Here is a 25,133-nt window from a genome sequence, read left to right on the forward strand (position 1 = left end):
TATGCGGACCACATATTGCAGTTTTGTGAAGCCGGGCAAAACCCCGCAGGCGCGGTTTACTCTTTTACCGCGCCGGTGAGCGAGGATACGTAGTAATCCACAAACAGTGAATAGAAGATCGCAACCGGCAGCGAGCCGAGCAGCGATCCCGCCATCAGCGCTCCCCATTGATAGACGTCGCCGGTGACGAGCTCGGTCAGGATCGCAACCGGCACCGTCTTGTTGGCGCCGCTCTGGATGAAGGCGAGCGCATAGATGAACTCGTTCCAGGACAGGGTGAAGGAGAAGATGCCGGCCGAGATCAGGCCGGGCACCGCTAGCGGCAGCGTGATCCGTCGCAGGATCTGCAGTCGCGTCGCGCCGTCGACCAGCGCGCATTCCTCGAGCTCGTAGGGGATCGACTTGAAATAGCCGATCAGGAGCCAGGTGCAGAACGGCACCAGGAAAGTCGGATAGACCAGGATCAGGGCAAGGGGGCTGTCGAACAGGCCGAACTGCACCACGACGGTTGCGAGCGGAATGAACAGGATCGACGGCGGCACCAGATAGGCGAGGTAGATGCCGAGGCCGACATAGGGGCTGCCGCGAAAGCGCAGGCGCTCGATCGCATAGGCCGCCAGCGTGCTCGCGAATAGCGACAGCGTGGTCGCGCCGATCGCGACGAACATCGTCGTCTTCAGCCAGCGCGGATAGGCCGTGTCGAACAGGAGGTGCTTGATGTGGGCCAGCGTCGGCGAGGTGATCCAGAACGGATTGTGCGCCTTGTAGTTCATCAGCTCGGCGTTCGGCTTGAACGCGGTGATGGCCATCCAGTAGAACGGAAACAGCAGGATCAGCACGAAGCAGCCGAGCGGCAGATAGATCATCATCACCCGCCGCGCGCGGGAATCCCAGGCCATCGTATCGGGCGTTGCGTTGGCAATGGCGGACGGGTGGGCGACAGCGTCAGTCATTGGCCTCTCCCTGCTGCCATTTGCGCCGCGCCAGGCCAAAATAGGAAAACAGCGTCGCGAACACCAGGAACGGGATCATCGAGACCGCGATTGCCGCGCCTTCGCCGAGCTCGCCGCCGGCGATGCCGCGCTGGAAGGCCAGCGTCGCCAGCAAATGCGTCGAGTTCACGGGGCCACCGCGTGTGATGGCGTAGACGAGCTGGAAGTCGGTGAAAGTGAAGATGATCGAGAAGGTCATGACGATGGCGAGGATCGGCATCATCATCGGGAAGGTGATGTAGCGGAAGCGCTGCCAGGCGCTGGCGCCATCGAGCATCGCGGCCTCATAGAGCGCGGGCGAGATGGTCTGCAAGCCCGCAAGCAGCGAAATCGCGACGAAGGGAATGCCGCGCCAGATGTTGGCTGCGATCAGCGAGAAGCGCGCCGGCCAGGGCGTGCCGAGGAAGTCGATGTTGGTGGTGCGCCAATGCAGCACGTCGACCAGCAGATACGAGATGATCGAAAATTGCGGATCGTAGATCCACCAGAAGGCGAGTGCGGAGAGCACCGTCGGCACGATCCAGGGCAGCAGCACGATTGCGCGTAGCACGCTCTTGAACGGGAAGTGATTGTTGAGCAGCAGCGCCAGCCAGAAGCCAAGCGCGAATTTCCCGAACGTCGCGACGGCCGTGTAGAAGATACTGTAGAACACGGCGCCCCACCACAGGGGATCGGTGAGCAGATACTGGAAATTCTCAAGACCGACGAAGACGCCGCGCCGGCCGATCGTGGTGTCGGTGAAGGCGAGCCAGATGCCCAGACCCAGCGGATAGGTGAGGAAGACCGCAAGCAGCCCGATCGCCGGTGCGAGACACATCACGATCAGGAACGGTTTGTAGTCGAACAGGCGCACGAGCCGTGATTGCTGCCGGTGGGCAAGCGCGGCGGAGGGCAGTGTGGTCACGGACATTGGCTGACTGTCCTCTCTCGAACTGTCACCACACCGTCATTGCGAGCGAAGCGAAGCAATCCAGTCTGGCTCCCCGGATGCAGTCTGGATTGCTTCGTCGCTTCGCTCCTCGCAATGACGGTCTTGCTACCTGCGGAAATACCGCTTCGCCCGGCGCTCGGCTTCCGCAGCAGCTTGCTCCGGTGTCGCGGCATCGGTTGCGACCGAGGCGAACATCTGCACCAGCACGTAATCGGCACGGATTGCGCCGGTCGCGGTCGAGATCGGGCCCTCGTAACCGTCCCAGTACCGGTTCGACATCGTGTCCTTGAAGATCTTCAGCTTCGGATCGCCGGACCACACCGCGGACTCCGCGTAATTGGCGAGCGGCTGCGCCCAGTAGCCGCTGTTGGCGATCAGCCAGGGGTCGTACTGCTCCTTCTCCATCATGAATTGCAGGAACGCCTTCGCCGCGTTCGGATACGGGCTGTGCTTGAACACCATCGCGTTCAGCGTCAGGCCGCCCATGGGCGATGACTTGGCGACCCCCTTCGGCAGGAACTGATGTTCCGTGTCCTCGGCGATCTTCGCGGTCGCCGTGTCGTTCTTCAGCGAGAAGTACAGTGAAATGCCGTTCGCCGTCAGCGAGATTTCCTCGGACGAATAGGCACGGTTGTTGCTGACGTCGTTCCAGGACGCCGTGCCTGCGATGAACGTCGGAAAGAGCTGCTTCACATATTTCAACGCTTCCACGGTCGCCTTGCTGTTGATCGTGAGATTGCCGTCGGCGTCGAGCAGTGATCCGCCGAACGACCACAGCATCCAGCTTGCGAAACCGTTGCCGTCGCCGACGGCATTGCCGAGCGCGAACCCGGCCGGCTTGCCCGCCTTGTGGAGCTTTTGGCAAAGATCGAGGAAGCCGGCGTGATCGTCCGGCACCTTGTCGAAGCCGGCGGCCTGGATGATCGACTTGCGATAGACCAAGGGGCCGCCAGTCGCGCCGAACGGCAGGCCGATCCAGTTGTTGCTCTTGGCTCGCTTGCCGTACTTCTCCGCCAGGAACAGCCAGCCACCGTAGCGCTTGCCGAGATATTCGGCGACGTCGGACAACTCGATCAGCTTGTCGACATAGATGTGCGGGGCGTCGGAAAAGCCGATGATGATGTCGGGGCCGGCGCCGGAGTTGGCGGTGACCGCGGTCTGCTGGTTGATGTCCTCCCAGCCGACAAAATCGACCTTGACTTCGACGCCGGTCGCCTCGGTGAAACGTCTTGCGTTGGCACGGAACACGTCCTCATCCGGCTGCACGAAGCGCACCGGCCGCAGCATGCGCAAGCTTGCGCCCTTCTCGATCGGCAGCGACGGCGCTGCGACGTCGGCAGCCTTGATGCTGGATGGCGTTTGCGCTGCAGCGCCGGCGGCTGCAAACGCCGCAACGGACAGCCCAAGCCCGAGGGCATCACGACGGGTGATGTCATTCCTCATCAGTTCCTCCCTTTTTGTCCCTTCCCGGCGTTGATCGCCGGTGAAGGGTCTTCCATGTGGCTTATTCTTTCACGCGAACCGGTCTCCATTCATCCGAAGGTGCATCGCAGGCTTAGCTGTTCGGACCGCGATCCATGCTGAAGGGTTGCCAGCGTCGCAGCGCCGTGTTCTGCAGCACCGACGGATTGACGCAGCTTACCGGCCACATCCCCTGAAGCACCAGTGACAATTCGTAGCCCACGCGCCGCTTGCGCGCTTCGTCAAACCGTGCCGAAGCCGATGCAACGTGCGCGGTCAGGGTCACGTTCTCCATGCCGAGCAGTGGGTTGTTGTGCGACGGCGGTTCCTTCTCCAGCACGTCGAGCGCGGCATGCGCGATCCAGCCTTCCTGCAGGGCCTTGATCAGGCTCTGCTCGTCCACGGTGGCGCCGCGCCCGGTGTTGATGAAGATCGAGCCCTTCTTCATTTGCCGGAAATGCTTCTCGGTCAGCATGTGGTGGACCTCCGGCCGGGCCGGCGCGTGCATCGAGACGAAGTCCGATTGCGCCAGCACCTCGTTCAGCGTCGCCGGCATCACGCCGTGATCGTACATCAGCGTTTCCTGGATGAAGGGATCAAAGGCCATCATCCGCAGGCCGAAGGGTGCGGCGCGCTTGGCAACCGCGCGTGCGACGCGGCCGAAGGAGATGAAGCCGAGCGTCTGGCCCATCAGCCGCGGAATTTTCAACAGCGCCGGCCGGCCTTCGGCCCAACGCCCCTCGCGCACCATCCGGTCCTGCTCGACCAGGCGGCGGAAGCCCGCAAGCAGCAGCATCATGGCGTGGTCGGCGACCTCCTCGATGAAGGTATCGGGGATGTTGGTCACGGGAATGCCGCGGGCAGTTGCTGCCTTTACGTCGACGCTGTCGACGCCGACGGAGCCGAGCGTGATCGCCTTGCAGTTTTCCAGCGCGTCGATGATGGCTTTGGTGATCGGGATGCCCTTGGCGTAGATCGCATCGGCGTTGCGGGCTGCGGCGATGAACTCGGCCTCGTTGGCCGGCGCCTCGACGATCTCCGCATCGATCGGATCGAGCGCCTCCCGCTCGAGGGAATAGTCGCTTCCCGCCACCGTGAAGCTCGCGCCCTTCGGCGTCACCACCCTGAATTTCGGCATTTCCTGCTCCGATTTGGTTTGTCGGTTCTTGTTGTCTGATCCGGCCTTGGCGCCGGGTCCTTGCGTCTTTTACGCGAAATCGAGCTTGGCGCGTACAATCGTCGGTTGTCGAAAGCTGCGGCGTTTGCGGGTTTTTGGCCTCCTCTGCGGACTTCTACGGAGGCATCGTAACAAGTTGCTAATGGGTCCCACACTAAAAGTTGATTCAAATTCGATCGATCCACCCGCGTGCCGTTTCCTCTTGTCCGCCGGAGCCGCCTCGTGAAGTTGAGCAATCTGAAGATCGCCCCCAAGCTCGGCATTGTTGTCGGCGTCACCCTGTTGGGGCTCTGCATCTCCGGGGTTCTGGCCGGATATCTGATGAAGCGCGATATGGTGAGCGCGCGCATCGACCAGACCAAGGCGATCGTCGACATGGCCCGCAACTATGCTGCCGCGTTGATGAAGCGAGTGAATGCCGGAGAGATGACCAGGGATGCCGCATTGGCGGAACTCCGCCGTTACGGCAATGCGATGACCTACGACAAGGGCTCTGGCTACCTGTTTGGCACGACCTCTGACGGCATCACGCAGCTTGCGCCTGATCCCAAGCAGGTCGGCACCAATCGCATGGAGGTCGAGACCAACGGCCGCAAGCTGTCGAAAGAGTTGATGGACGGCGTCAAGGCCAATGGCGAGATCCTGCTCTTCTACGAATACGTGAAGCCTGGCCAGGAGAAACCGATCCGCAAGCTCGGCTATGCCGTCGCCGTTCCCGGCTTCGACATGTATCTCGGGACCGGCGCCTACCTCGACGACATCGATGAGAAGATGGGCCCGGTCTACTGGTTGCTCGGGCTCTCTATGCTCGGCATCGTCATTGTCGCCGGCAGCGTTGCCTGGCTGCTCGGCCGTAGCATCAGCCTGCCGCTGAACAGGCTCGGTACGCGCATGAGCGAACTCGCGGACGGCAAGCTCGAGGGCGATATCCCCGGCGTCGGTCGTGGCGACGAGGTCGGTGCGATGGCCTCGACCGTTCAGATATTCAAGGACAATGCGATCCGCATCCGCGATCTCGAGAAGACCGAGGCGCTTGCAAAGGAAAGCGCCGCTACAGAACGTCGCAGCGCGATGGAAGGCATTGCCAGCGATTTCGAGCGCAGCGTGAACGGTATCGTGCGTTCGGTTTCTTCGGCTGCTGCCGGCATGCAGACCACGGCGCGGTCGATGACCGCGACCGCGAGCGATGCCAGCGCGCGCGCGGCCACCGTCGGCGCCGCCTCGCAAAGGGCATCCGGCAATGTCGGCACGGTTGCGGCCGCCGCCGAAGAGCTGTCGAGCTCGGTCACCGAGATCTCGCGTCAGGTGACGCGCTCCACCGAGGTCGCGAGCAGGGCGGTCAGCGATGCCGAGCGTACCAACACCACCGTGCAGGTGCTGTCCTCCGGTGCCGAGAAGATCGGCGAGGTCGTCAAGCTCATCCACTCGATCGCGGCGCAGACCAATCTGCTCGCGCTCAACGCGACCATCGAGGCGGCGCGCGCCGGCGAATCCGGTCGCGGCTTCGCGGTCGTCGCCTCCGAGGTCAAGGCGCTCGCCAACCAGACCGCGAAGGCGACCGAGGAAATCTCCGCCCAGGTCGCGGCGATGCAGACCTCGACCAGCGACGCGGTCGCCGCGATCGCCGGCATCACCCAGACGATCGCCGAGATGAGCGAGATCACCGCAGGAATTTCCGCGTCGATCGAGCAGCAGGGCGAGGCGACGCGCGAGATCGCCCGCAACATCCAGTCGGTCGCAGCCGGCTCCAGCGAAATCAACGCCCATATCGGCAGCGTGACCTCGGCGGCCGAGGCGACGGGTACCGCAGCCTCCGACGTGCTGTCGAACGCACGCGAGCTCGACAACCAGTCCGGCGCACTGCGAAGCGCCGTCGATGGCTTCCTCGCCAAGGTGCGGGCGGCGTAACATCCGCGATGAATTCGTAGGGTGGGCAAAGGCGCGTGAGCGCCGTGCCCACCTTTTCTTTTGAAGTCGTGGTGACTCTGCGGTGGGCACGCTTCGCTTTGCCCACCCTACGGCGCCGCCACGCGTGGCAGCTCTAGCACTGCTGTCATGCCCTCGCGAAGGCGGGGCATCCAGTACGCCGCGGCTTCTCGGTTCAAGCTGCGCTGCCTCTGGAATACTGGATCGCCCGCTTTCGCTTTCGCGGGCGATGACAGCCTCCTAGGTGGCCCCTTACTGCTTGGCGCGCTCGCGCCAGCAGCGCAGAATCATTGCGACGCCGAGCCCTGCCGCGATGCGATCACGACGCCGGCGAGCACCAGCGCGTAGCCGACGAGATGGAAAAGTTGCAGCCGCTCGCCGAGCAGGAGGATCGCCATCGCCGAGCCGAACACCGGCACCAGATGAAAGAACGGTGCGGCCCGGTTCGGTCCGATCAGCGCCACGCCGCGGTTGAAGAAGAGATAGGCAAGGGTCGAGGGGAAAATCAGGATGTAGGCCAATGTCGCTAGCGTCGTTGCGTCGGGCTTCAAGACGTTGCCCGCGGAAAATTCCCACACCGCGGCCGGCAGCAGCATCATCGCCCCGCAGCAGGTGGTGAAGGAGAGGAAGGAGAGTTGATGGATTTTTGGCCGGCGCGGGATGAAGGCGGAATAGAGCCCGAACGCCACCAGCGAGGAGGCGAACATGATGTCGCCCCGGTTGAAGCTGATGCCGGCAAGCGCTGCGAGATCGCCACGCAGGATGATGATGAGGACGCCGAGCAGCGAGATCGCGATGCCGGCGAATTGCGCAGCCGTCAGGCGGACGCCGAACAGCACCAGCGACCATAGTGCCACGAACAAAGGTCCGGCCGACTGGATCAGCAGCGCGTTCAGCGCCTCGGTATATTGCAGGGCCCAGAACGAGATCGCGTTGTTGAAGGCGAAGCCGACCAGCGACAGGAACAGCATCAGCGGCAGATGCGCGCGCAATGCCTTCCAGTCGCGCCTCAGATACGGCCACGAAAACGGCAACAGGATGAGGAAGACCCCGAACCAGCGGATCGTGGTCAGCGTGAGCGGCGGCACATGCGCGCCGACATGGCGTGCGAGCACGATGTTGCCGGCCCAGAACAGCGAGCTCAGGCTCAGGAGCAGATAGGGTTGGTTGTCGAGCCAGCCGGCCGGATTCGAGGCCGGTGGCGCGGGCGAAGCGATCGTCATTGGTTTTCGTGAGGAAGCTTGCGCCGGATCGCGGCTGCGCCACAAGTCCCACCGCCGCAATGCTACAATGCAACGGAGATCAGGCAGGCTGCTTTGACGGTCAATATGTTGAACATCGGCGCGCGATCTCATCGTTTCCGCTTACAAGGGGGAGAACGGATGGGTGCGGCGCGCTCGGATGAATGCGCCATTCAGGTCGCCTGCTTGCGCGAGGCGACGAACACGCCCGACAGTACCAGCGCAAAGCCGACGAAATGGAAGGCCTGCGGCAACTCACCGAGAAAGATCATCGCCATGATCGAGCCGAACACCGGCACAACATGGAAGAACGGCGCGGCGCGGTTGGCGCCAATCAGCGCGACACCGCGGTTGAAGCAGAGATAGGCAAGCGTCGAGGGAAACACCGCAACATAGACCAGCGTCAGAACGTTCGGCAGATCGAGCTTCATCACCGGGCGGGCCGATAACTCCCAGATCTCCAGCGGAACGAGGCACGCCGCGCCGCAGCCGAAGGTGAAGGCGAGGAACGACAGGCCGTGGATCGCTGGCCGCTTCAGGGTCAGCACCGAGTAGAGCGCGAAGATCACCAGCGCGACCATGAAGATCAAATCGCCCTTGTTGAACTCGATGTTGGAGAGCGTGGTGAAATCGCCGTGCAAGAGGATGGTCAGCACACCGCAAAGCGAGAGCAGCACGCCGAACGCCTGCGCCGCGGTCAGCCGGACGCCCAGGATGATCAGCGACCACAGCGCGACGATCAGCGGCGCGGCCGATTGCAGGAGCAGCGTGTTCAGCGCCTGGGTATGTTCGAGCGCCCAATATTGCAGCGTGTTGAAGGCGCCGATGCCGGTGATCGACAGCACGATCATCAGGTAGAGCTTGCTGCGGATTGCCGGCCAGTCCTTGATCAGATGCTTCCAGGCGAATGGCAGCACCAGCAGGAACGCGAAGGACCAGCGCAGGAAGGACAGTGTCACCGGCGGGATGTGGCCAGCGGCGAGCCGCCCGACGACGGCATTGCCGGCCCAGCACAGCGCGGTGATGCTGAGCAGGAGATAAGGCTGGTTGGCGATCCATTGCTGCCCCGGTGCGGCAAGGCGCGTGGTCTGGTCGGCGGCGGACATCGTGATTGTTATGGCCCCGGTTCATGCACCGAGCCGCCCAGCCCGGCGGCGGCCGGGCCGGCTCAAACCCGGCGTGTCCACAGACACGGAAATCGGCCTGATATCAATGGCGCGCGACGCATCGCGTCCATGCGCCCGTCCAATGCGACGGGAACCCTGTCTTCAAGTCTTCTGCTTGGTGCGGATCGCAAGCGGCTTCAACAACTCGGCACAGCCGAGATAGACGACGACCAGGGCCGCGATGCCGGCCAGCATCAGCGGCGGCGGAGCGACGAAGCCGAACCAGGCGCCGACCGGCGTAAGCGGCACGATCATCGCGACCATGAGGGCGATCAACGAGGAGACCGACAGCACGGGATCGGGCCAGTTATGCCAGGGACGTCCATTGGTGCGGATGATGAAGATCACGAGAATCTGCGTCGCCATGGATTCGACGAACCAGGCGGTGCGGAATTCGTCCGGCGTGGCGTTGAACAGGAACAGCAGGGCGCCAAAGGTCAGGAAATCGAACACCGACGACAGCGGTCCCATGATCGCGGCGAAGCGCACGAGGCGCGACATGCTCCATACCTGCGGCTGGGCGGTTGCCTGCGCCGAGACGCGGTCGAAGGGGATGCCGAGCTCGGAGAGATCGTAGAGCAGGTTGTTGAGCAGGATCTGCGTCGGCAGCATCGGCAGGAATGGCAGCGCGATGGAGGCGATCGCCATCGACAGCATGTTGCCGAAATTCGAGCTCGCGCCCATGCGGACATATTTGAGAATGTTTGCGAAGGTGCGCCGGCCCTCCTCGACGCCATCGGCGACGACTTCGAGATCCGAGGCAAGGAGGATCATGTCGGCTGCGGCCTGCGCCACGCCGGTGGCGCCTTCGACCGAGAGTCCTATATCGGCGACCTTCAGCGCCGGTGCGTCGTTGATGCCGTCGCCGAGGAAGCCGACGACTTCGCCGCCTGTTTGCAGCGCCTTCACGATGCGCGACTTCTGGTCCGGCGCGAGCCGCCCGAAGGCGTCGGCGGATTGCACCCGAACCGCCAGCGCCTCGTCGCCGAGTTCGGCGATATCAGGCCCTGAGAGCACGCGCTCGGCGTTCAGCCCGACGAGGCCCGCGAGCCGCTTCACCACCACGGGATCATCGCCCGAGAGGATCTTGAGCTTGATGCCTCCGGCGGCGAGCCGGGCGATCGCGGCCGCAGCGGTCGGCTTTGGCGGGTCGGCGAAGGCGCAAAAGCCTTCGAAGGTGAGATCGATCTCATCATCGGTCTCGACCTCGCGCATCGCGCCTGTCCACCGGCGCGAGGCAATGGCGACGGTGCGCAGGCCCTCGGTCGCGAGCTGACGCACGCGCGCCATTGCCGCCGCACGTGTGTCGTCGTCGGTCGTGCAGAGTTCGAGCACGGCCTCCGGCGCGCCCTTGACGATCAGCATGGCGCCTTCGGGGCCGTTCGCCAGCACCGATCCCAACCGCCGCGAGAAATCGAACGCCTGGCGGCCCGCGAGTGTCCAGCCCTGCGTGGCGCCGGCGCAGCCTGCGACCAGCGCCGCATCGAGCGAGCCGCGGTCGCCGCCGAGCGCGGCCGCGATGGCGCCGAGCCTTGCAGCGCGCGCATCTTCCTTGCCGCTGGCGTCGAGACTCTGCGCAAGCGTGATCTCGGCCGAAGTCAGCGTGCCTGTCTTGTCGGTGCACAGGACCGTCATGGCGCCGAGATCGTGGATCGCCGCGAGGCGTTTGACGATCACCTTGCGGCGGGCCATGCGTAGCGCACCGCGCGACAGAGTCACCGTGGTGATCATCGGCAGCAGCTCCGGCGTCAGCCCGACCGCGAGCGCCACCGCAAACAGCAGCGAGTCCAGCACCGGGCGGCCGAACACCACGCGGATGGTCAGCACGACCAGCACCAGCGCCAGCGTCGCGCGCGCGATGACGAGGCCGAATTCGCGCAAGTCGCGCTCGAACGGCGAGGGCGCCCGCGCTTCCGCAAGTGCGGAGGCCGCAGCGCCGAACACCGTGTCGCGGCCGGTGCGCACCGCGAGTGCGATCGCCTCGCCGGTCTGCGCCACCGCGCCGCGGAACAGCGCATTGGACGTGTCGTCCGGGACATCGGCGGCGCCGGCGCGCTTCTGCACGGGGTAGGGCTCGCCGGTGAGCGCCGCTTCGCCGGCGGTGAACGCCGTGCTCTCGAGGATCAGCGCGTCCGCCGGAATGATGTCGCCGGCGCGGATGCGCAGGATGTCGCCGGGCACCACCTGTTCGACGTCGATCTGGCAGAACGTGCCATCGCGCTTGACCTCGGCCTTCAGCGCCACCGAACGGCGCAGGATTTCGGCGGCCCGGACCGCATGTCCTTCCTGGACGGTGTCGAGCCCGATCGACAGCGTCAGGATCAGGACGATGATGAGTCCGCCGATGTCGTCCCCCGTCAGCATCGAGATGATGCCGGCGACCAGCAGGATCAGCGACAAGGGCTCGAAGAGCCGCCGCAGGATCGCGCGCAACGCGCCCTCGATCCGCGGCGGCGCGTCGCTGTTCCGGCCGAAGCGGCTGAGCCGCTCGGTGGCATCACGCGTGGTCAGTCCCTGCAAGCCGCATCCGAGCTGCCCGGCGAGCGCGTCGGCTGAAAGGCACCAGAACTGGCTGGCCTGGTTTCCCGAGGGTTCGGTCACGGCATGTCCGAAAAGGGTCTTGCGGCCCGCAGAAGGTAAAGGGTGGAGGTGACAGCCATCCCTTAGGCAACCCGGCGAACGAGGTGGTTGATGCGTATCAAATCCACGGTTCCAAAGGTTGCCTGCGCGGTCCCGAACCTTTCCGGATTTTAAGGGTATATCAAAGGCTTGGATCGCGCGTTAGGCCTCGAAAAGGCCCCGTTCTTGCTTGCCTAGAGAGGCCGCTTCCGTTATCCGGTTGGCTGCCTCGCATGCGAGCGGCCCCGGCCGTGGATTGGGCTGGGCGCCGGCATGATCCCGGAAAAGTGGGTACCGGTTTTCCGCTAGGATCATGCCACTTAAAGACATCTGCATAGGGAATACCCGCGAATGGCCAATGTTGTCGTCGTCGGCGCCCAGTGGGGCGACGAGGGAAAGGGCAAGATCGTCGACTGGTTGTCGGAGCAGGCCGACATCGTCGTCCGTTTCCAGGGCGGCCATAACGCCGGCCATACGCTGGTCATCAATGGCGAGACCTACAAGCTCGCGCTGTTGCCCTCCGGCGTGCTGCGCGACCAGAAGCTGTCGGTGATCGGCAATGGCGTGGTGTTCGACCCGCAGGCCTTCCTCGACGAGGTCACCAAGCTCAGGTCGCAGGGCGTCGCAGTCAGTCCGGACAATCTGCGCGTCGCCGAGAACGTCACCCTGATCCTGCCGCTGCATCGTGAGCTCGATGCGCTTCGCGAATCCTCCAATGCAGCGACCGCGATCGGCACCACTCGCCGCGGCATCGGCCCCGCCTATGAGGACAAGGTCGGCCGCCGTGCCATCCGCCTCATGGACCTCGCCGATCTCGACACGCTGCCGCACAAGATCGATCGACTCCTTGCTCACCACAATGCATTGCGCCGCGGTCTCAATCTGCCGGAGTTCGACGGCAAGGTTATCCTTGCCGAGCTCAGCGCGCTGGCGCCGCAGTTATTGCCCTATGCCGAGACGGTGTGGCGGCTGCTCGACATCAAGCGGCGCGAAGGCAAGCGCATGCTGTTCGAGGGTGCGCAGGGCGCGCTGCTCGACGTCGACCATGGCACCTATCCGTACGTCACCTCGTCCAACACCGTGGCGGCGCAGGCCGCGACCGGCGCTGGCCTCGGGCCCGGCGCGGTCGGCTATGTGCTGGGTCTGTGCAAGGCCTACACGACCCGCGTCGGCCAGGGGCCGTTCCCGACCGAGCAGGACAACGAGATTGGCCGCAAGATCGGCGAGCGTGGCCGCGAGTTCGGCACCAACACCGGCCGTCCGCGCCGCTGCGGCTGGTTCGACGCCGTGCTGGTCCGCCAGGCGGTCAGGACCTGCGGCATCAACGGGCTGGCGCTGACCAAGCTCGACATCCTCGACGGTTTCGATTCGATCGAGGTCTGCACCGGCTATCGGCTGGATGGCAAGGAGATCGACCATTTCCCGGCCGGCGAGGGCGCGCAGGCCCGGGTCGAGCCGATCTACGAGACCATCGAAGGCTGGAAGGAGCCGACCGCGAACGCCCGCTCCTGGGCGGATTTGCCGGCTCAGGCCATCAAATATGTGCGCCGGATCGAGGAACTGGTGGGCTGTCCGGTCGCGCTTCTTTCCACGAGCCCCGAACGTGAAGATACTATTCTGGTACAAAACCCGTTTGAGGCTTAACGATATCTTACCGGGACAGGCGCATAGTTGAGTTGAAATGGCTGATTACTATCCGCTGATCGCCCGCGCTATTGCCGCCCTGGATCCTAACGCTCCCGGCGAAAGCCGCCGCGCGCTCTATGAACGGGCGCGCACGGCGCTGATCGCGCAGCTCCGCAGCGTGCAGCCGCCGCTCTCCGAATCCGAGATCACCCGCGAACGGTTGTCGCTCGAAGAGGCCGTCCGCAAGGTCGAATCGGAAGCCGCCCAGCGCGCCCGCGAGGCCGCGCGTCCCGGCGGAGGCTCCCGCACCGGCAGCGGCAGTGGCAGTGGCGATGCCTTCCGCCGGGCCAGCGCCCGCGCCACCGAAGGCACTCCGCCGGCCGCGCCGCCTTCGGCCTCGTCGCCGGCCCCGCGCGCCGCGCGTCCCCCCGCGCCGCCGCCGTCGCGCAACGACCGACCTCCGCTTGTTGGGGACGAGCTCGGGGACCGCGACGCCCAGCGTCAGGCCCGTCCTTCTCGTCCGCAGGCACCGCCTCCGCCGCCAATGCCGGAGCCGCCGGCAGCGCGCGATCGTTCCGCCTCGCGCCGTCCGCCTGAAGGCGCCCCACCGCCGCCGTCACTGCCGCCGCAGGCGCCGGGCGTCCGCGGCTTTCGCGACATCACCGCGGATGCCGACGACCTGGGCCGCGCCGCGGCGCAAGCCAACCGCGCGGCGCGCCGGACCTACGCCAACGTGCCGTCGCCCTCGCCTGAGTTCGACCGGCTCGAGCCGAATCTGGAGAACCGCGGCGGCGAACCGCCGGACGCCCCGTATTCCTATGACGAGTCGATCGAGGAGGCTGAGCGCTATGCGCCCCGGCCGGCGGCACCGCGCCCGCACATCCCCGTCCTCGACCGCGACACCAAGAAGCGCCGCTCCGGCTCCGCCTTCCCGTTCAAGAGCGCGATCGCCGTCGGCATCGTGCTGATCCTGGTCGGCGCCGGCATCCTCTGGGGCAAGCAGGCGTTGCAGACCGTGAGCGGTCTGTTCAAGCCGTCCCAGACGCAGGTCGTGGAGGCGCCGAAGGATGCGTCGCAGCCGGCGCCAAAGCCGAAGATTCCGGATCGCGTCGGCCAGCCCTCGTCGACCGAGCAGCCGGCCGCGCCGGTGGCGCAGAAGGTCGTGCTCTATGACGAGGATCCGTCCGATCCCAAGGGCAAGCAATATGTCGGCTCCGTGGTCTGGCGGACCGAGCCGATCAAGGCCTCGGGCAACCAGAAGGCTGACGTCGCCGTGCGCGCCGACATCGAAATCCCCGACCGCAAGTTCAAGATGACGATGTCGTTCCGCAGGAACACCGATTCATCGCTGCCGGCGAGCCACACCGCGGAACTGACCTTCATCCTGCCGCCGGACTTCCCCGGTGGAGGTGTCGCCAACGTGCCTGGCATCCTGATGAAATCGAACGAGCAGGCACGCGGCACGCCGCTCGCGGGCCTCGCCGTCAAGGTCACCGACGGCTTCTTCCTGGTCGGGCTTTCCAACGTCGATGCCGACCGCGCGCGCAACGTCCAGCTCCTGAAGGAGCGCTCCTGGTTCGACGTGCCGTTGGTCTACACCAACCAGCGCCGCGCCATCATCGCCATCGAGAAAGGCGCTCCCGGTGAGCGCGCCTTCAACGACGCGTTCGCGGCGTGGGGAGAGTAGGTCTCCCATCCCTGCCGCCGTCATTCCGGGATGCGCGAGAAGCGCGCAGGTCCTGAAATTCATTTGGCAGCGCGTTGAATGGTGAGATGGATTCCGGGTTCGCGACTTTCGTCGCGCCTGTGAACGACGACATCAGTGTGTGGTTCCACCCACCTCGATCACGCCGACCTTGTTGACGAGACTGTTGGCCATCACCGGGTTGCCGTTGCGGTCGATGTCCATGTTGCGGACGATGTCGCCGCCGCCGGGGATCGCCCAGCTCTGGAATTTTTCGCTTTGGGGATCGAAGCGGACGATGGTGTTGGGTTTGGCAGCAGACTCGCTGTACCAGATCGCGCCCTTGGTGAAGACGATGCCGTAGGGCTGTGACTTTGGCCCGCTCGGTGAAGCCCATTCCTTCACCGAGCCCGTCGCCGGATCGAGCCGGCCGAGAAAGCCGCGAGCGAAATCGACATACCAGATCGCATCGTCGGAACCGACGGCGAGGCGGCGCGGCCGGGCGGCTGCATCCGGCAGCAGGTACTCGCGGATCTCCATGGTCTTCGAATCGATGGTCGCGATCTTCGGCGCGCCGAACTCGACGAACCAGACGGTGTTCTTCGCATTCACCACGATGCCGTAGGGCCGCGCATTTGCCGTCGGCGGCGTGACGAGTTTGATCTCGCCGCTTGCGGGATCGAGGCGGCCGACCTTGTTGCCGGCCTGCACGGTGAACCAGATGATGCCGTCATGGTCGAAGACGAGCGTGTGCGGATCCCTGGCCGACGCATCCGGCAGCCGATACTCCTTCACGTCGCCGGTCCTTGGATCGAGCCGGCCGATCAACCCGGCGAAATTGCCGGTGAACCAGATGTTGCCGTCCTTGTCTTCCTTCAGCCCGTGCGGGCCGGTCTGCGGATTGAGCTTGTATTCGCGGATCGCGCCGGTGGCGGGATCGAGGCGGCCGAGCACGTTGGCCAGTTGGCCCGAGTACCACACCGATCCGTCGTGGGCGGCGAGGGGATCGTGCGGCCGCGAGCCTTCGGTTGCGACCGGCCACTCCTTGATATCGATCTGCGTGTCGCCGGCGATCAGCACTGCTGCGGGACGCGGCCGTTCGGGAAAGCTCTTAATGAGATAGTCAGTGATCCCGGCGACTTCCTCGGGCGGGATCGGCGCGCCAAAATTCTGCATCATGCGGATCACAGTGTGCCAGCCGTCGGGCGTGTAGCCCGCCGTGAGCCGGCTGATGTCATGGCAGGAGCCGCAGATGCCGACGACGGTGCTCTTACCGGGGCCATCCGGAAGGTTGATGCCGACCTGCTGGGCGGGCGCCGCGCAAGGCGCCAGTGCCAGCAGGGCGGCTGTGCTCGCGGGGATAAGGGGTTGCCGCCAGCCACCCGCGATCAGGATCCTCGCCGAAATCCTCGCCAAAAACCTCGCCAAAATCCTCGCCATGTCTGTTGCTCCAGCTCTCTTGGCCGGGCCGCAGCATAGCGTCGATCACGGCAGGACGCCGCTCAACTTGCAGTGCGCGCGATGGATCAGTTCGCGGCAGCTTCCCGCTTGCGCGCGGCAGCGGCCTCGCGGTCCATCACGGCGCGGCAGCCCGGGCTGACATGGTGCTTGTTGCGGACCATGCAGGCAGTGACCCGCGAGATGTCGGGGATTTCGTTGGCGCACAATCGCATGGCGTCGCCGGTGCACATCTGTTGCGCCTCGGAGGAGAAGGCGAAGCAGGGTGTGACGTGAAGCACGGTGACAGTTGCGGCAATGGCGGCAAGAGTGGCGATCTTCCCGATCCGGTAACTAAACATGTGAGATGCATCCCCAAGGTTTTGGCGGTGTCGGCCGCTTGTGTATTGGAGGCGCCGCACGCGGCTTGCGCTGCCGCACGTCAGATCCAGCACGCGGGGAGATGCCCCCGGTGTGGTTGCTCGATTACGCTTGAGATTTCGAATCGAAAGTGCTGCGCCGCCCCGATTCGGATTATGCGCGAATGTCGCGAAGCTTCAATGGTTCGCGTGAACGATTTCACAATTGTTGCGCGTTCGTCACGGCAACAGTCGCCTCACGCGTTAGTCGAGGGCGCATCGGCGAGAGCGGCAGCACGCTCCTCGATCGCCGTGACACCTTTGGGCGTCAGCTCGAACAGGTCTCCGTCCTTCATGACGTAGCCTTCGATGATGAGTTCCTCGATCTCGCCATGGCGGTCGTCCGCGAACGCGATGGACTGGCTGATGTCCTTGAGGATCGCGAGTTGTTCATCGCGCAGCATGGTGGCATCTCCGTCTCAAAGCGCGATGAGGTCCGGATGAATGGTCGTCGCGCTTTAGGTTATTGTTTGCGCATGATCTTTCCGGAAAGCCGCTTCACACTTTGCGCTAACGCGGCCCTTCGGGTCCGGATCATGCTCGAGGGCGCCGCAAGCGCCTCACATGCCGTGGCTCTCGAACACCTTGCGGCAGGAACGCGACAGCCTGGCGCGGTTGGCCTGGAGGCAGGACTGGACCGCGCCGTCATTGCCGAGATCCTTGCGGCACAGGCGTTCGGCGTCGCGCGAGCAGGCCTGCTGCTCCCCCGGGGTTCCGGCATGGCCTTGTGCGAGCGCGGGCAGGCTTGCGAGACCGAATGCGGTGAGCGTGATCGTCGCCAGGAAAAGGGTCATCCAACGCATGGCCAAATCCAATCTCGTGAAAGGGCACACATGATCCGTTCACAGAACCCGGCTGGCTGCCACTTGTTCCCCGGCCGTCCCATCCGGCTATCCAAGCTTCTCGAGGCGCTGCTATAACGGGCGGGACTTAAGGTGAGGGGTGCTTGATGAAACGCTATCTGGTTTTTGCGCTGGTGGGTCCGTTTGTCGGTGGATTCCTGCTGCTGCTGACGACGACCTACCAGTCCGGCTATTGGACCCAGACCAACTGGGGCGAGGTCGGCAAGCTGTTCGTGGTGTTCTTCAAGACCCTGCAATACAGCTATCTGTTCGGCTTCCTGCCGTCGTTGATGATCGGTGCGGTCGACGACATCCTGTTTCACGTCAAGCGGATCGGGCCCGTGCTGCGCATGCTGCTGGTCGGCCTGTTCGCGTTCATCCTCGCCGCCATCACCTATGGCTCGCGCGGGGCTGACACCGGCGCGGTGCAATGGGTTCTCTACGGCCTCGTCGGTTTCGTGCCGAGCGTGATTTCGTCCTGGCTCGTGCATAAGTATGTCGAAGAGCCGCAACCGGCTCCGGCGCCGACCTGAAAGCAGGGGCGGCGTTTGGGCGCGGTGCAGCAACCGAAGCGAGCCATGCGCGTTTGCCTCAAGCGATGACGCTCAACCAATGACGATGTCTGACGACGATATTCTTGCAACGCGCCGTCCCCGTTCGGGGAGGACCTCGCGCGCGGCCTTCTCGGGTGATGAGGCGCGTGGGCCGATCATCGATCAGGACGGCCGCGAGATCCGCCCCGAGACGCTTGGAGAGGGTTTTCGCCAATTCGGTTTCGAGTTCGGTAGCGCCAATCCCTTCGGCAAGCTGACGCGCGAGCAGCGGCTGGCGCGGTTCGAGGCGATCGCAAAGCTGCTTGATGTCGCCTTCATCATGCCCGGCACCAATATCCGCTACGGCATCGACGGTCTGATCGGCCTGATTCCCGTCATCGGCGACATCATCACCACGGCGATCTCGCTGTGGCTGGTGCGAGAGGCCCGCGCGCTGGGCGCGCCCTGGTACATTACGGCGCGGATGCTCGGCAATGTCGCGGTCGACGGCGTGGTCGGCATGGTGCCATTCGCGGGCGATGCGTTCGACGTCATGTTCCGCGCCAACATGCGTAACGTCCGCCTGTTGCGCCGCTGGCTGGACAAGCAGCCGCGTTAAACGCGAAAAGCGCGGTAACCTTTCGGCTACCGCGCTCATTGCGCATCGGAGGATGAAAAAAGCTTACGCCGCGTCGGCGTCGGTGTTCGCGGCCGGCTTGCGGCGGCGCGGCAGCGGGAACGACTCGCTCTCATAGAGAGAGCGGATGCCGTTCTGGTCGAAGCGAGCTTCCTCGACCTGCAGGTAGGCGCCGTTCAGCGAGTCCGTCGGCAATTCCTCGATCGCAAAGCGCACGGCTTCGGCCGCGGTGCCAAACCGCCGATAGGTGAAGCCCGCACGCTTCTTCTTGCGGATCGCGGCGGGGAAAAGCTCGGCGGAGGTGTTGAAGTTGAACGGACGCAGTGGACGCATGGTCAAAGACCTCGTGATCTTCTTCGGTTTCGGCGTGTGGGGTTTGTGAGCGAGGGCCGCAACCAGGCGGCCATGTCCTTTTCGCCCTCTAATATAAGCCGATTTGACGGAAATGCGACCCCTGCGAACGGAGATCGTGAATCCGCGCATGGCAGCCCCGCGATGGAAATAAGTCTATTTAATTCAATGCCTTATGTGGTTTACAGCTTGCCAAGAAGCAGCAGCACGATCAGCACCACCAGAACCACGCCGCCAATCCCCATGCCGGAATGGCCCATGCCATAGCCATAGCCACCAAACCGGCCGGACATGCCGCCCAGCAGGTAAATGATCACGAGAATGATCAGAATGGTTCCGAGGGTCATGGCGTCCTCCCTGGCGGTCCTCCGGAATGCATCCTCCGGCCGCACCGTCAGAAGAGAAAAGCACAGCCGGCCGCCGGGTTCCACGCTGGAACCCGGCTCTTGCCATTATCTGGGCTTGAGCTTCAGCGCCGCCGAGTTGATGCAGTAGCGCAGGCCCGTCGGCGCCGGGCCGTCGGGGAAGACATGGCCGAGATGGCCGCTGCATTTGGAGCACAGCACCTCGGTGCGGATCATGCCGTGGCTTTGGTCCGTCTCCTCGTCGATATGGCTCTCGGCCGCGGCTTGCGTGAAGCTTGGCCAGCCGCAGCCGGAATCGAACTTGGCATCGGACTCAAACAACACGTTGCCGCAGCCGGCGCAGACGTAAGTGCCAGCGCGGTGGTCGTGCTCGTATTCGCCCGAGAAGGGACGCTCGGTCGCTTTTTCGCGGAGTACCGCATACTGCATCGGCGTGAGCTCGCGCCGCCACTGCTCCTCGCTCTTGATGACCTTGGTTTCGTTCGTGGGTGTCTTGGTGTCGGGCATGGATCTCCCGTTTAGCTGGTGATTTTGCAATCAGTTGGTGACCTTGCTGGCGCTGACCAGCGTCGGCTTCTCGATATAGTTATCCCCGAACAGCTTTTTCAGGTTTTCGACCTTCGGGATGTCGTTGTAGGCGATGTAGGGCTGGTTTGGGTGCAGCGTCAGATAGTCCTGGTGATAGCCTTCCGCCGGGTAGAATGCTTCCAGCGCGCCGATCTTGGTCACGATCGGCTTGCCGAAGACCTTGGCCGCATTGAGCTGCGCGACATAGGCGTCCGCGATCTTCTTCTGCTCGTCGGAGGTGGTGAAGATCGCCGAGCGATATTGCGTGCCGGTGTCGGGACCCTGGCGGTTGAGCTGGGTCGGATCGTGCACGACCGAGAAGAAGATCTGGAGGATCTTGCCGTAGGAGATCTTCTTCGGATCGTATTTGATCTCGACCGACTCCGCGTGCCCCGTCGTGCCCGACGAGACGGTGTGATAGTCGGCCGTCGCCTTGGTGCCGCCGGCATAGCCGGAGACCGCGTTGACGACGCCGGCAGTGTGCTGGAACACGCCCTGCACGCCCCAGAAGCATCCGCCGGCAACAACCGCGGTCTGGATACCGCTTGCGGCCGCAGCGTCAACAGTGGGGGCGGGGATCACCACGGCATCTTCCGCAGCCCGTGAGGGCGCGGCGAAGGCCAGCGTCAGCGCGGCGGTGACGGCGAGGACGGGAAGAGAGTGGAAGGTGGGGCGGCTCATGGCGGATCCTCGTTCGGTCGGTGCGACAGTCTAGGGTGGTTGGGGCCGGGCGAACAGCCCGCCAGGTCCCGCATCCGGGCCTTCCCAAAATACGGGCGGACGGGCCGGATGTTACGCTCTGCCAGACACGAGCCCGTGAAGAAGGCATGCTAGCGTCGCCGGAACGGGGAAAACCCGGCCGGGATGAACCCCTCCCTTGAAGTACCGACATAGAATGAGTGGCGCTGGAGCTTGTTCGACGAAGATGCTGCGCTTTGTTTCCCTAATCCTTCTCGTCCTGCTGTCATCTGCTCCAGCCGTTCTGGCCGACCCCCAGCTTGGCGATGATCTCGAGACTTGCCGCGAGCGCAAGCTCGACTTGCCGGCGCGGTTCGCGGCCTGCGAAAACCTGCTCAGCTCGGATCGTGTGGCTGGGAAGGACAAGTCAGTTGCGCTGACCGTGCGGGGCTTCTCGCTGCTGAACAAGCGCGACTTCGACCATGCCCTCGAAGCGTTCGCCGCGGCGCGCGAGGCCGATCCCGACAACATGGTCGCGCTCGACGGCCAGGCCCAGGCCCACCAGCGCAAGGGCCAGGACGACCTGGCGATGGCCGACTACAATCTCGCCCTCCAGAAGCGCCCCAACTATGGCGGCGCGTATAATGACCGCGGCACGCTGTACTTGCGCAAGGGCGCGCTCCAGAGCGCGCTCGACGATTTCAACCTCGCGATCAAATACACGCCCAATCTGCTGGTCGGTCACACCAACCGCGCGCGGACGCGGACCTTCTTGAAGAATTATGACGGCGCTCTCGCCGACTTTGCCGATGCGCAGAAGATCGATCCGAATGCGCTGCAGATTCCCAACCATCGCTGCGTGACCTTTGCCGCGATGCGGCGCTTTGACGAGGCGCTCGCCGATTGCAACGGCATTTTGGAGAAGCAGCCGAAGAGCCAGTATGCGCTCGCCAATCGCGCCGATGCCTACGTCGCCAAGGGCGACCTCGACTCCGCGCTGAAGGATTACAACGCCATCCTCGAGATGAATCCGAACAACGTCCGCGCCCATGCCGGCCGCGGCCAGGTGTTCGAGCGCAAGCAGGATCTCGCGCAGGCGCGCGCCGACTACCGCGCTGCCGCCTTCGCGCTCACCCCGTTCGACGAGATCGACGTCGCGCTGGCGCGCACCGGCGCGCGGAGCCGCCTGGCCGTGCTCGAACCCAAGACGCCTTCGACGCGCTCAACGCTGCGCCGGGTGGCGCTGGTGATCGGCAACGGCGCCTACCGCAACGTTCATGCGCTCTCCAATCCGCCGCGCGACGCCAAGCTGATCGCCAGCGCGCTACGCGACGTCGGCTTCCAGGCCGTCACGATCTCGACTGATCTTTCCCGGGACCAGTTCTTCGAGACGCTGCGCAGCTTCGCGGCCGATGCGGAGAAGGCGGATTGGGCCGTGGTCTACTATGCCGGCCATGGCTTCGAGATCGGCGGCGTCAACTATCTCGTGCCGGTCGATGCAAGACTCGCGGTCGACAAGGACGCGGAGACGGAAGCCGTGGCGCTGGAGCAGGTGATCGCGGCAGTCGGTGGCGCGCACAAGCTGCGGCTCGTGATCCTCGACGCCTGTCGCGACAATCCCTTCGCGCCGACCATGCAGCACACGCTGGCGCTCAAGTTGGTCGACAAGGGATTTTCCAACATCGAGCCTTCCCTTGGCTTCATGGTGGTCTACGCCGCCAAGCATGGCGAGACCGCGATGGACGGCGATGGCAATGACAGCCCGTTCGCGCTCGCGCTCGCCCGCGACGTGCGGCAGCCGAATGTCGAGGTCCGCAAGCTGTTCGACATCGTCCGCGACGACGTCTGGCTCCAGACCAAGCACGTGCAGCAACCCTTCACCTACGGCTCCCCGCCGGGCAGCGAGGATTTTTACTTCGTGGCGGGGAAGTGATGGGAGCGCGGATTTCGTAGGGTGGGCAAAGCGAAGCGTGCCCACCATCTCTCCGCGAAATTGGATAGATGGTGGGCACGGCGCTTCGCACCTTTGCCCACCCTTGGATCACACCACCACGCTCAGCCGTTTCGCCGCCCTGGTGATCCCCGTGTACAGCCACCTCGCGCGGCTGTCCTGGAACGCGAAGCTCTCGTCGAACAGCACGACGTCGTCCCATTGCGAGCCCTGCGACTTGTGCACGGTCAGCACGTAGCCGTAGTCGAACTCGTCATAGGGCTTGCGCTGCTCCCAGGCGATCTGCTCGACCCCGCCCTCGAAGCAGTCGGCGCGAACCGAGACCTTCGTCACCTTGTGACCGAAGTCCTCGTCTGGCGACAGCCGCATGCTGAGGATGCGCGACTTCGAGCGCGAGGTGTTGCGCGATTTCACACGCCACAGGCCGCCGTTGAACAGGCCCTTCTTGCGGTTGTTGCGCAGGCACACAAGCTTGTCGCCCGCGACCGGAAACTGGTCCTCGATATTCTGGCGCTGGCGCACGCGCATGTTGTAGGCGCGGCGGGTGTTGTTGCGGCCGACCAGGACCTGGTCGGCGCTCATGACGCGGTCAGGATCGAGCTCCTTGCGCGAGACGACCTCGCTCTCGCCATAGCGGCCGATTTCGAGCTCGCGGCCCTCGCGGATGTCCATCGACATCCGCACGATCGGATCGTCCTGCGCCTGGCGATGTACCTCGGTCAGCATCGCGTCGGGCTCGGTATTGGTGAAGAAGCCGCCGCCCTGGATCGGCGGCAACTGTGCGGGATCCCCGAGCACCAGCAAGGGACAATCGAACGACATCAGGTCGCGGCCCAATTCGGCATCGACCATCGAGCATTCGTCGATCACGATCAGCTTCGCCTTCGAGGCCGGCGCATCGTCCCACAGCTCGAAGCTCGGCTGCTCCTCGCCGGATTCTCGGGCGCGGTAGATCAGCGAGTGGATGGTGGAGGCGTTGTCGCAACCCTTGTTGCGCATGACGAGCGCCGCCTTGCCGGTGAAGGCGGCAAACTTGACCTCGCCGTCGACACCGTCCGCGATGTGCCGCGCCAGCGTGGTCTTGCCGGTTCCGGCAAAGCCGAACAGGCGGAAGATCGGCGGCGTGCCGTTGCGGCCGGGCTTTGCCTTGAGCCAGTCGGCAACGGCGTTGAGGGCGGCGTCCTGATGCGGGGTAAATGTCGGCATTTTCGTCTTGAGTAAGGGCGAAAATGATCGATTCGCCGTCCCCAAAACTAACCATTCCCCCCGCCGGTTCAAGCGGCAGCACATGATCCGGAAAAGTGCGCAGCGGTTTTCCCTCGCGACAAACGCGGAACGCGTTTGCGCGGAGATCATGCTCAAACAACGACTAAAGCGCGATGACATCGCGCTTTGCCCTATTGCCAGCCGGGAACGCCGCGCATGTCGGGCAGGTGGTGGGCGATGCCCTTGTGGCAGTCGATGCAGGTCTTCTCGCCCGTGAACAGGAAGCGCTGATGCGCGACGGAGGCCCGCGGCGACTGCTTGGTGATGTCCATGGAATCGGCGCTGTGGCAGTTGCGGCATTCCAGGGAGTCATTGGCCTTGAAGCGCGCCCATTCATGCGCCGCGAGCTCGAGCCGGTGGTCGAGGAATTTCTCGCGGGTGTCGATCGTGCCGAAAATCTTGCCCCAGACTTCCTTGGAGGCCTGCATCTTGCGCGCGATCTTGTCGGTCCAGTTGTGCGGGACGTGGCAGTCCGGGCAGGTGGCGCGCACGCCGGAGCGGTTGCTGAAGTGAATGGTCGATTTCAGCTCGGCGTAGACGTTGTCCTTCATCTCGTGGCAACCCGTGCAGAATTTTTCGGTGTTGGTCAGCTCCAGCGCGGTGTTGAAGCCGCCCCAGAAGATGACGCCGGCCACGAAGCCCGCGAGCACCAGCGTTCCCAACGCGAACACCGTGCTCGGCCGCGTCAGCGTGCCGCACAGCTCGAGCGCGAAATCCCAGCTTCGGGCGAGAAAGCCGCGCTTGGCCTTCGGATCTGTATTGGGGTCTACATTAGGGTCGTCGGTGGTCGTCGTCATCTGCGGCCACCCGGGCTTGAACGCGAGAGCAGCGTGTCGATGTCAGTGAAGTCGTTGCTTACAGGCGGCGTGGCGCTGTTCTGTGGAACGTGGCATTCCGTGCAGAAGAAGCGCCGAGGCGAGATCGAGGCCAGGAACTGACCGTCACGGTCCATGAAGTGCGTGATCGAGACCATCGGTGCCTGTGATTCCGCCGTGCGCGAGCGCGCATGGCAAGACAGGCACTTGTTGCTGTTGAGGTCGATCTGGTAGCCGTCGATCGAATGCGGGATCACCGGCGGCTGCTCCGGATAGTTGCGTGCCTCCCTCTCGGAGGTGTTGCGGTTCGGCAGCATCGGCGGCGCCGGCCCTTCGTCGTTGAGCGGGGTCGGCCCGCGCAGGCCCGAGGTCACCGTCTGCGCGGTCAGCGAGCTCGCGCCCGCGGCAATGGCGAGCGCCAGAAGGACGATACCGGATCGTTTCATCAT

At 64.4% G+C, this 25,133-nt stretch carries 24 protein-coding genes; 6 read left to right on the forward strand and 18 right to left on the reverse strand.

The features are described from left to right. Positions 1 to 56: 56 nt before the first annotated feature. From SO180_RS06060 to SO180_RS06075, 4 genes are all read right to left on the reverse strand, one after another. Positions 57 to 953 (reverse strand): carbohydrate ABC transporter permease, encoded by an 897-nt coding sequence (locus SO180_RS06060; RefSeq protein ID WP_449377910.1) that lies wholly within the window; start codon positions 951 to 953, stop codon positions 57 to 59. Continuing rightward, on the reverse strand, positions 946 to 1,902 hold the full coding sequence (locus tag SO180_RS06065) for a carbohydrate ABC transporter permease (protein ID WP_449377911.1): 957 nt from the start codon (positions 1,900 to 1,902) through the stop codon (positions 946 to 948). The genes SO180_RS06060 and SO180_RS06065 overlap by 8 nt, the downstream gene beginning before the upstream one ends. 126 nt (positions 1,903 to 2,028) lie before the next feature. Beyond that, a complete protein-coding gene (locus SO180_RS06070) occupies positions 2,029 to 3,366 on the reverse strand; it encodes an ABC transporter substrate-binding protein (protein WP_449377912.1) in 1,338 nt (445 codons plus the stop codon). A 112-nt stretch (positions 3,367 to 3,478) separates the two neighbouring features. Further along, positions 3,479 to 4,522, reverse strand: coding sequence for a C-terminal binding protein (locus SO180_RS06075; RefSeq protein WP_449377913.1), 1,044 nt, complete (start codon positions 4,520 to 4,522; stop codon positions 3,479 to 3,481). A gap of 261 nt (positions 4,523 to 4,783) precedes the next feature. On the opposite strand from SO180_RS06075, the gene SO180_RS06080 reads away from it, so the two are divergent. Then, the gene (locus SO180_RS06080; protein WP_449377914.1) at positions 4,784 to 6,469 is read left to right on the forward strand and encodes a methyl-accepting chemotaxis protein; all 1,686 of its coding nucleotides are present in this window, start codon (positions 4,784 to 4,786) and stop codon (positions 6,467 to 6,469) included. 305 nt (positions 6,470 to 6,774) lie between these two features. Here SO180_RS06080 and SO180_RS06085 read toward each other — a convergent pair whose 3' ends face one another. From SO180_RS06085 to mgtA, 3 genes are all read right to left on the reverse strand, one after another. After that, the gene (locus SO180_RS06085) at positions 6,775 to 7,710 is read right to left on the reverse strand and encodes a DMT family transporter (RefSeq protein WP_449377915.1); all 936 of its coding nucleotides are present in this window, start codon (positions 7,708 to 7,710) and stop codon (positions 6,775 to 6,777) included. A gap of 191 nt (positions 7,711 to 7,901) precedes the next feature. Then, on the reverse strand, positions 7,902 to 8,834 hold the full coding sequence (locus SO180_RS06090) for a DMT family transporter (RefSeq protein ID WP_449377916.1): 933 nt from the start codon (positions 8,832 to 8,834) through the stop codon (positions 7,902 to 7,904). Positions 8,835 to 8,996: 162 nt separating this feature from the next. Next, positions 8,997 to 11,495, reverse strand: a complete 2,499-nt coding sequence (gene mgtA, locus SO180_RS06095) for a magnesium-translocating P-type ATPase (RefSeq protein WP_449377917.1) — start codon at positions 11,493 to 11,495, stop codon at positions 8,997 to 8,999. A 369-nt stretch (positions 11,496 to 11,864) separates the two neighbouring features. Between mgtA and SO180_RS06100 the strand changes: the two genes are divergently transcribed. Beyond that, positions 11,865 to 13,157 (forward strand): adenylosuccinate synthase, encoded by a 1,293-nt coding sequence (locus SO180_RS06100; protein ID WP_449377918.1) that lies wholly within the window; start codon positions 11,865 to 11,867, stop codon positions 13,155 to 13,157. 37 nt (positions 13,158 to 13,194) lie between these two features. Beyond that, the gene (locus SO180_RS06105) at positions 13,195 to 14,826 is read left to right on the forward strand and encodes a hypothetical protein (RefSeq protein WP_449377919.1); all 1,632 of its coding nucleotides are present in this window, start codon (positions 13,195 to 13,197) and stop codon (positions 14,824 to 14,826) included. Positions 14,827 to 14,958: 132 nt separating this feature from the next. Here SO180_RS06105 and SO180_RS06110 read toward each other — a convergent pair whose 3' ends face one another. From SO180_RS06110 to SO180_RS06125, 4 genes are all read right to left on the reverse strand, one after another. Continuing rightward, complete coding sequence (locus SO180_RS06110; protein WP_449377920.1) at positions 14,959 to 16,263, reverse strand: Vgb family protein; 1,305 nt, start codon at positions 16,261 to 16,263, stop codon at positions 14,959 to 14,961. 86 nt (positions 16,264 to 16,349) lie between these two features. Then, positions 16,350 to 16,622 (reverse strand): hypothetical protein, encoded by a 273-nt coding sequence (locus SO180_RS06115; protein ID WP_449377921.1) that lies wholly within the window; start codon positions 16,620 to 16,622, stop codon positions 16,350 to 16,352. 254 nt (positions 16,623 to 16,876) lie between these two features. Then, positions 16,877 to 17,083, reverse strand: a complete 207-nt coding sequence (locus SO180_RS06120) for a hypothetical protein (protein ID WP_449377922.1) — start codon at positions 17,081 to 17,083, stop codon at positions 16,877 to 16,879. A 156-nt stretch (positions 17,084 to 17,239) separates the two neighbouring features. After that, positions 17,240 to 17,482 (reverse strand): hypothetical protein, encoded by a 243-nt coding sequence (locus SO180_RS06125; protein WP_449377923.1) that lies wholly within the window; start codon positions 17,480 to 17,482, stop codon positions 17,240 to 17,242. Positions 17,483 to 17,628: 146 nt separating this feature from the next. Here SO180_RS06125 and SO180_RS06130 point away from each other — a divergent pair, with 146 nt between their 5' ends. Together SO180_RS06130 and SO180_RS06135 are read left to right on the forward strand one after the other, a co-directional pair. Further along, positions 17,629 to 18,054 carry a DUF5413 family protein gene (locus SO180_RS06130; RefSeq protein ID WP_449377924.1) on the forward strand — a complete coding sequence of 142 codons (426 nt, stop codon included), beginning with the start codon at positions 17,629 to 17,631 and terminating at the stop codon, positions 18,052 to 18,054. Positions 18,055 to 18,133: 79 nt separating this feature from the next. Next, positions 18,134 to 18,673 carry a DUF4112 domain-containing protein gene (locus SO180_RS06135; RefSeq protein WP_449377925.1) on the forward strand — a complete coding sequence of 180 codons (540 nt, stop codon included), beginning with the start codon at positions 18,134 to 18,136 and terminating at the stop codon, positions 18,671 to 18,673. 63 nt (positions 18,674 to 18,736) lie between these two features. Here the strand turns inward: SO180_RS06135 and SO180_RS06140 are convergent, their stop codons facing one another. From SO180_RS06140 to msrA, 4 genes are all read right to left on the reverse strand, one after another. Continuing rightward, positions 18,737 to 19,024 carry a hypothetical protein gene (locus tag SO180_RS06140; RefSeq protein ID WP_449377926.1) on the reverse strand — a complete coding sequence of 96 codons (288 nt, stop codon included), beginning with the start codon at positions 19,022 to 19,024 and terminating at the stop codon, positions 18,737 to 18,739. A 200-nt stretch (positions 19,025 to 19,224) separates the two neighbouring features. Further along, the gene (locus SO180_RS06145; protein WP_080586674.1) at positions 19,225 to 19,389 is read right to left on the reverse strand and encodes a DUF3309 family protein; all 165 of its coding nucleotides are present in this window, start codon (positions 19,387 to 19,389) and stop codon (positions 19,225 to 19,227) included. Positions 19,390 to 19,494: 105 nt separating this feature from the next. After that, the gene (msrB, locus tag SO180_RS06150) at positions 19,495 to 19,914 is read right to left on the reverse strand and encodes a peptide-methionine (R)-S-oxide reductase MsrB (RefSeq protein ID WP_449377927.1); all 420 of its coding nucleotides are present in this window, start codon (positions 19,912 to 19,914) and stop codon (positions 19,495 to 19,497) included. A 30-nt stretch (positions 19,915 to 19,944) separates the two neighbouring features. Further along, the gene (gene msrA, locus SO180_RS06155) at positions 19,945 to 20,655 is read right to left on the reverse strand and encodes a peptide-methionine (S)-S-oxide reductase MsrA (protein WP_449377928.1); all 711 of its coding nucleotides are present in this window, start codon (positions 20,653 to 20,655) and stop codon (positions 19,945 to 19,947) included. Between the two features lie 244 nt (positions 20,656 to 20,899). Here msrA and SO180_RS06160 point away from each other — a divergent pair, with 244 nt between their 5' ends. Further along, positions 20,900 to 22,585: a caspase family protein gene (locus SO180_RS06160; protein ID WP_449377929.1), complete on the forward strand. Its 1,686-nt coding sequence runs from the start codon at positions 20,900 to 20,902 to the stop codon at positions 22,583 to 22,585. A gap of 108 nt (positions 22,586 to 22,693) precedes the next feature. On the opposite strand, the gene SO180_RS06165 is transcribed toward SO180_RS06160, so the two are convergent. The 3 genes from SO180_RS06165 to SO180_RS06175 form a co-directional block, all read right to left on the reverse strand. Then, positions 22,694 to 23,809, reverse strand: a complete 1,116-nt coding sequence (locus SO180_RS06165; RefSeq protein WP_449377930.1) for an ATP-dependent DNA helicase — start codon at positions 23,807 to 23,809, stop codon at positions 22,694 to 22,696. A 191-nt stretch (positions 23,810 to 24,000) separates the two neighbouring features. Further along, on the reverse strand, positions 24,001 to 24,666 hold the full coding sequence (locus SO180_RS06170; RefSeq protein WP_449377931.1) for a NapC/NirT family cytochrome c: 666 nt from the start codon (positions 24,664 to 24,666) through the stop codon (positions 24,001 to 24,003). Then, positions 24,663 to 25,133, reverse strand: coding sequence for a nitrate reductase cytochrome c-type subunit (locus SO180_RS06175; RefSeq protein ID WP_449377932.1), 471 nt, complete (start codon positions 25,131 to 25,133; stop codon positions 24,663 to 24,665). Before SO180_RS06175 ends, SO180_RS06170 begins: the two co-directional genes overlap by 4 nt.

The sequence above is a fragment of the Bradyrhizobium sp. UFLA05-112 genome, assembly GCF_053572325.1.

What these genes read in the sequence shown, in the direction of transcription:
- SO180_RS06060 (WP_449377910.1), bottom strand. Translation starts at nt 953, where the DNA reads ATGACTGACGCTGTCGCCCACCCGTCCGCCATTGCCAACGCAACGCCC.
- SO180_RS06065 (WP_449377911.1), bottom strand. Translation starts at nt 1,902, where the DNA reads ATGTCCGTGACCACACTGCCCTCCGCCGCGCTTGCCCACCGGCAGCAA.
- SO180_RS06070 (WP_449377912.1), bottom strand. Translation starts at nt 3,366, where the DNA reads ATGAGGAATGACATCACCCGTCGTGATGCCCTCGGGCTTGGGCTGTCC.
- SO180_RS06075 (WP_449377913.1), bottom strand. Translation starts at nt 4,522, where the DNA reads ATGCCGAAATTCAGGGTGGTGACGCCGAAGGGCGCGAGCTTCACGGTG.
- SO180_RS06085 (WP_449377915.1), bottom strand. Translation starts at nt 7,710, where the DNA reads ATGACGATCGCTTCGCCCGCGCCACCGGCCTCGAATCCGGCCGGCTGG.
- SO180_RS06090 (WP_449377916.1), bottom strand. Translation starts at nt 8,834, where the DNA reads ATGTCCGCCGCCGACCAGACCACGCGCCTTGCCGCACCGGGGCAGCAA.
- SO180_RS06100 (WP_449377918.1), top strand. Translation starts at nt 11,865, where the DNA reads ATGGCCAATGTTGTCGTCGTCGGCGCCCAGTGGGGCGACGAGGGAAAG.
- SO180_RS06105 (WP_449377919.1), top strand. Translation starts at nt 13,195, where the DNA reads ATGGCTGATTACTATCCGCTGATCGCCCGCGCTATTGCCGCCCTGGAT.
- SO180_RS06110 (WP_449377920.1), bottom strand. Translation starts at nt 16,263, where the DNA reads ATGGCGAGGATTTTGGCGAGGTTTTTGGCGAGGATTTCGGCGAGGATC.
- SO180_RS06115 (WP_449377921.1), bottom strand. Translation starts at nt 16,622, where the DNA reads ATGTTTAGTTACCGGATCGGGAAGATCGCCACTCTTGCCGCCATTGCC.
- SO180_RS06120 (WP_449377922.1), bottom strand. Translation starts at nt 17,083, where the DNA reads ATGCTGCGCGATGAACAACTCGCGATCCTCAAGGACATCAGCCAGTCC.
- SO180_RS06125 (WP_449377923.1), bottom strand. Translation starts at nt 17,482, where the DNA reads ATGCGTTGGATGACCCTTTTCCTGGCGACGATCACGCTCACCGCATTC.
- SO180_RS06130 (WP_449377924.1), top strand. Translation starts at nt 17,629, where the DNA reads ATGAAACGCTATCTGGTTTTTGCGCTGGTGGGTCCGTTTGTCGGTGGA.
- SO180_RS06135 (WP_449377925.1), top strand. Translation starts at nt 18,134, where the DNA reads ATGACGATGTCTGACGACGATATTCTTGCAACGCGCCGTCCCCGTTCG.
- SO180_RS06140 (WP_449377926.1), bottom strand. Translation starts at nt 19,024, where the DNA reads ATGCGTCCACTGCGTCCGTTCAACTTCAACACCTCCGCCGAGCTTTTC.
- SO180_RS06145 (WP_080586674.1), bottom strand. Translation starts at nt 19,389, where the DNA reads ATGACCCTCGGAACCATTCTGATCATTCTCGTGATCATTTACCTGCTG.
- msrB (WP_449377927.1), bottom strand. Translation starts at nt 19,914, where the DNA reads ATGCCCGACACCAAGACACCCACGAACGAAACCAAGGTCATCAAGAGC.
- msrA (WP_449377928.1), bottom strand. Translation starts at nt 20,655, where the DNA reads ATGAGCCGCCCCACCTTCCACTCTCTTCCCGTCCTCGCCGTCACCGCC.
- SO180_RS06160 (WP_449377929.1), top strand. Translation starts at nt 20,900, where the DNA reads ATGCTGCGCTTTGTTTCCCTAATCCTTCTCGTCCTGCTGTCATCTGCT.
- SO180_RS06165 (WP_449377930.1), bottom strand. Translation starts at nt 23,809, where the DNA reads ATGCCGACATTTACCCCGCATCAGGACGCCGCCCTCAACGCCGTTGCC.
- SO180_RS06170 (WP_449377931.1), bottom strand. Translation starts at nt 24,666, where the DNA reads ATGACGACGACCACCGACGACCCTAATGTAGACCCCAATACAGATCCG.
- SO180_RS06175 (WP_449377932.1), bottom strand. Translation starts at nt 25,133, where the DNA reads ATGATGAAACGATCCGGTATCGTCCTTCTGGCGCTCGCCATTGCCGCG.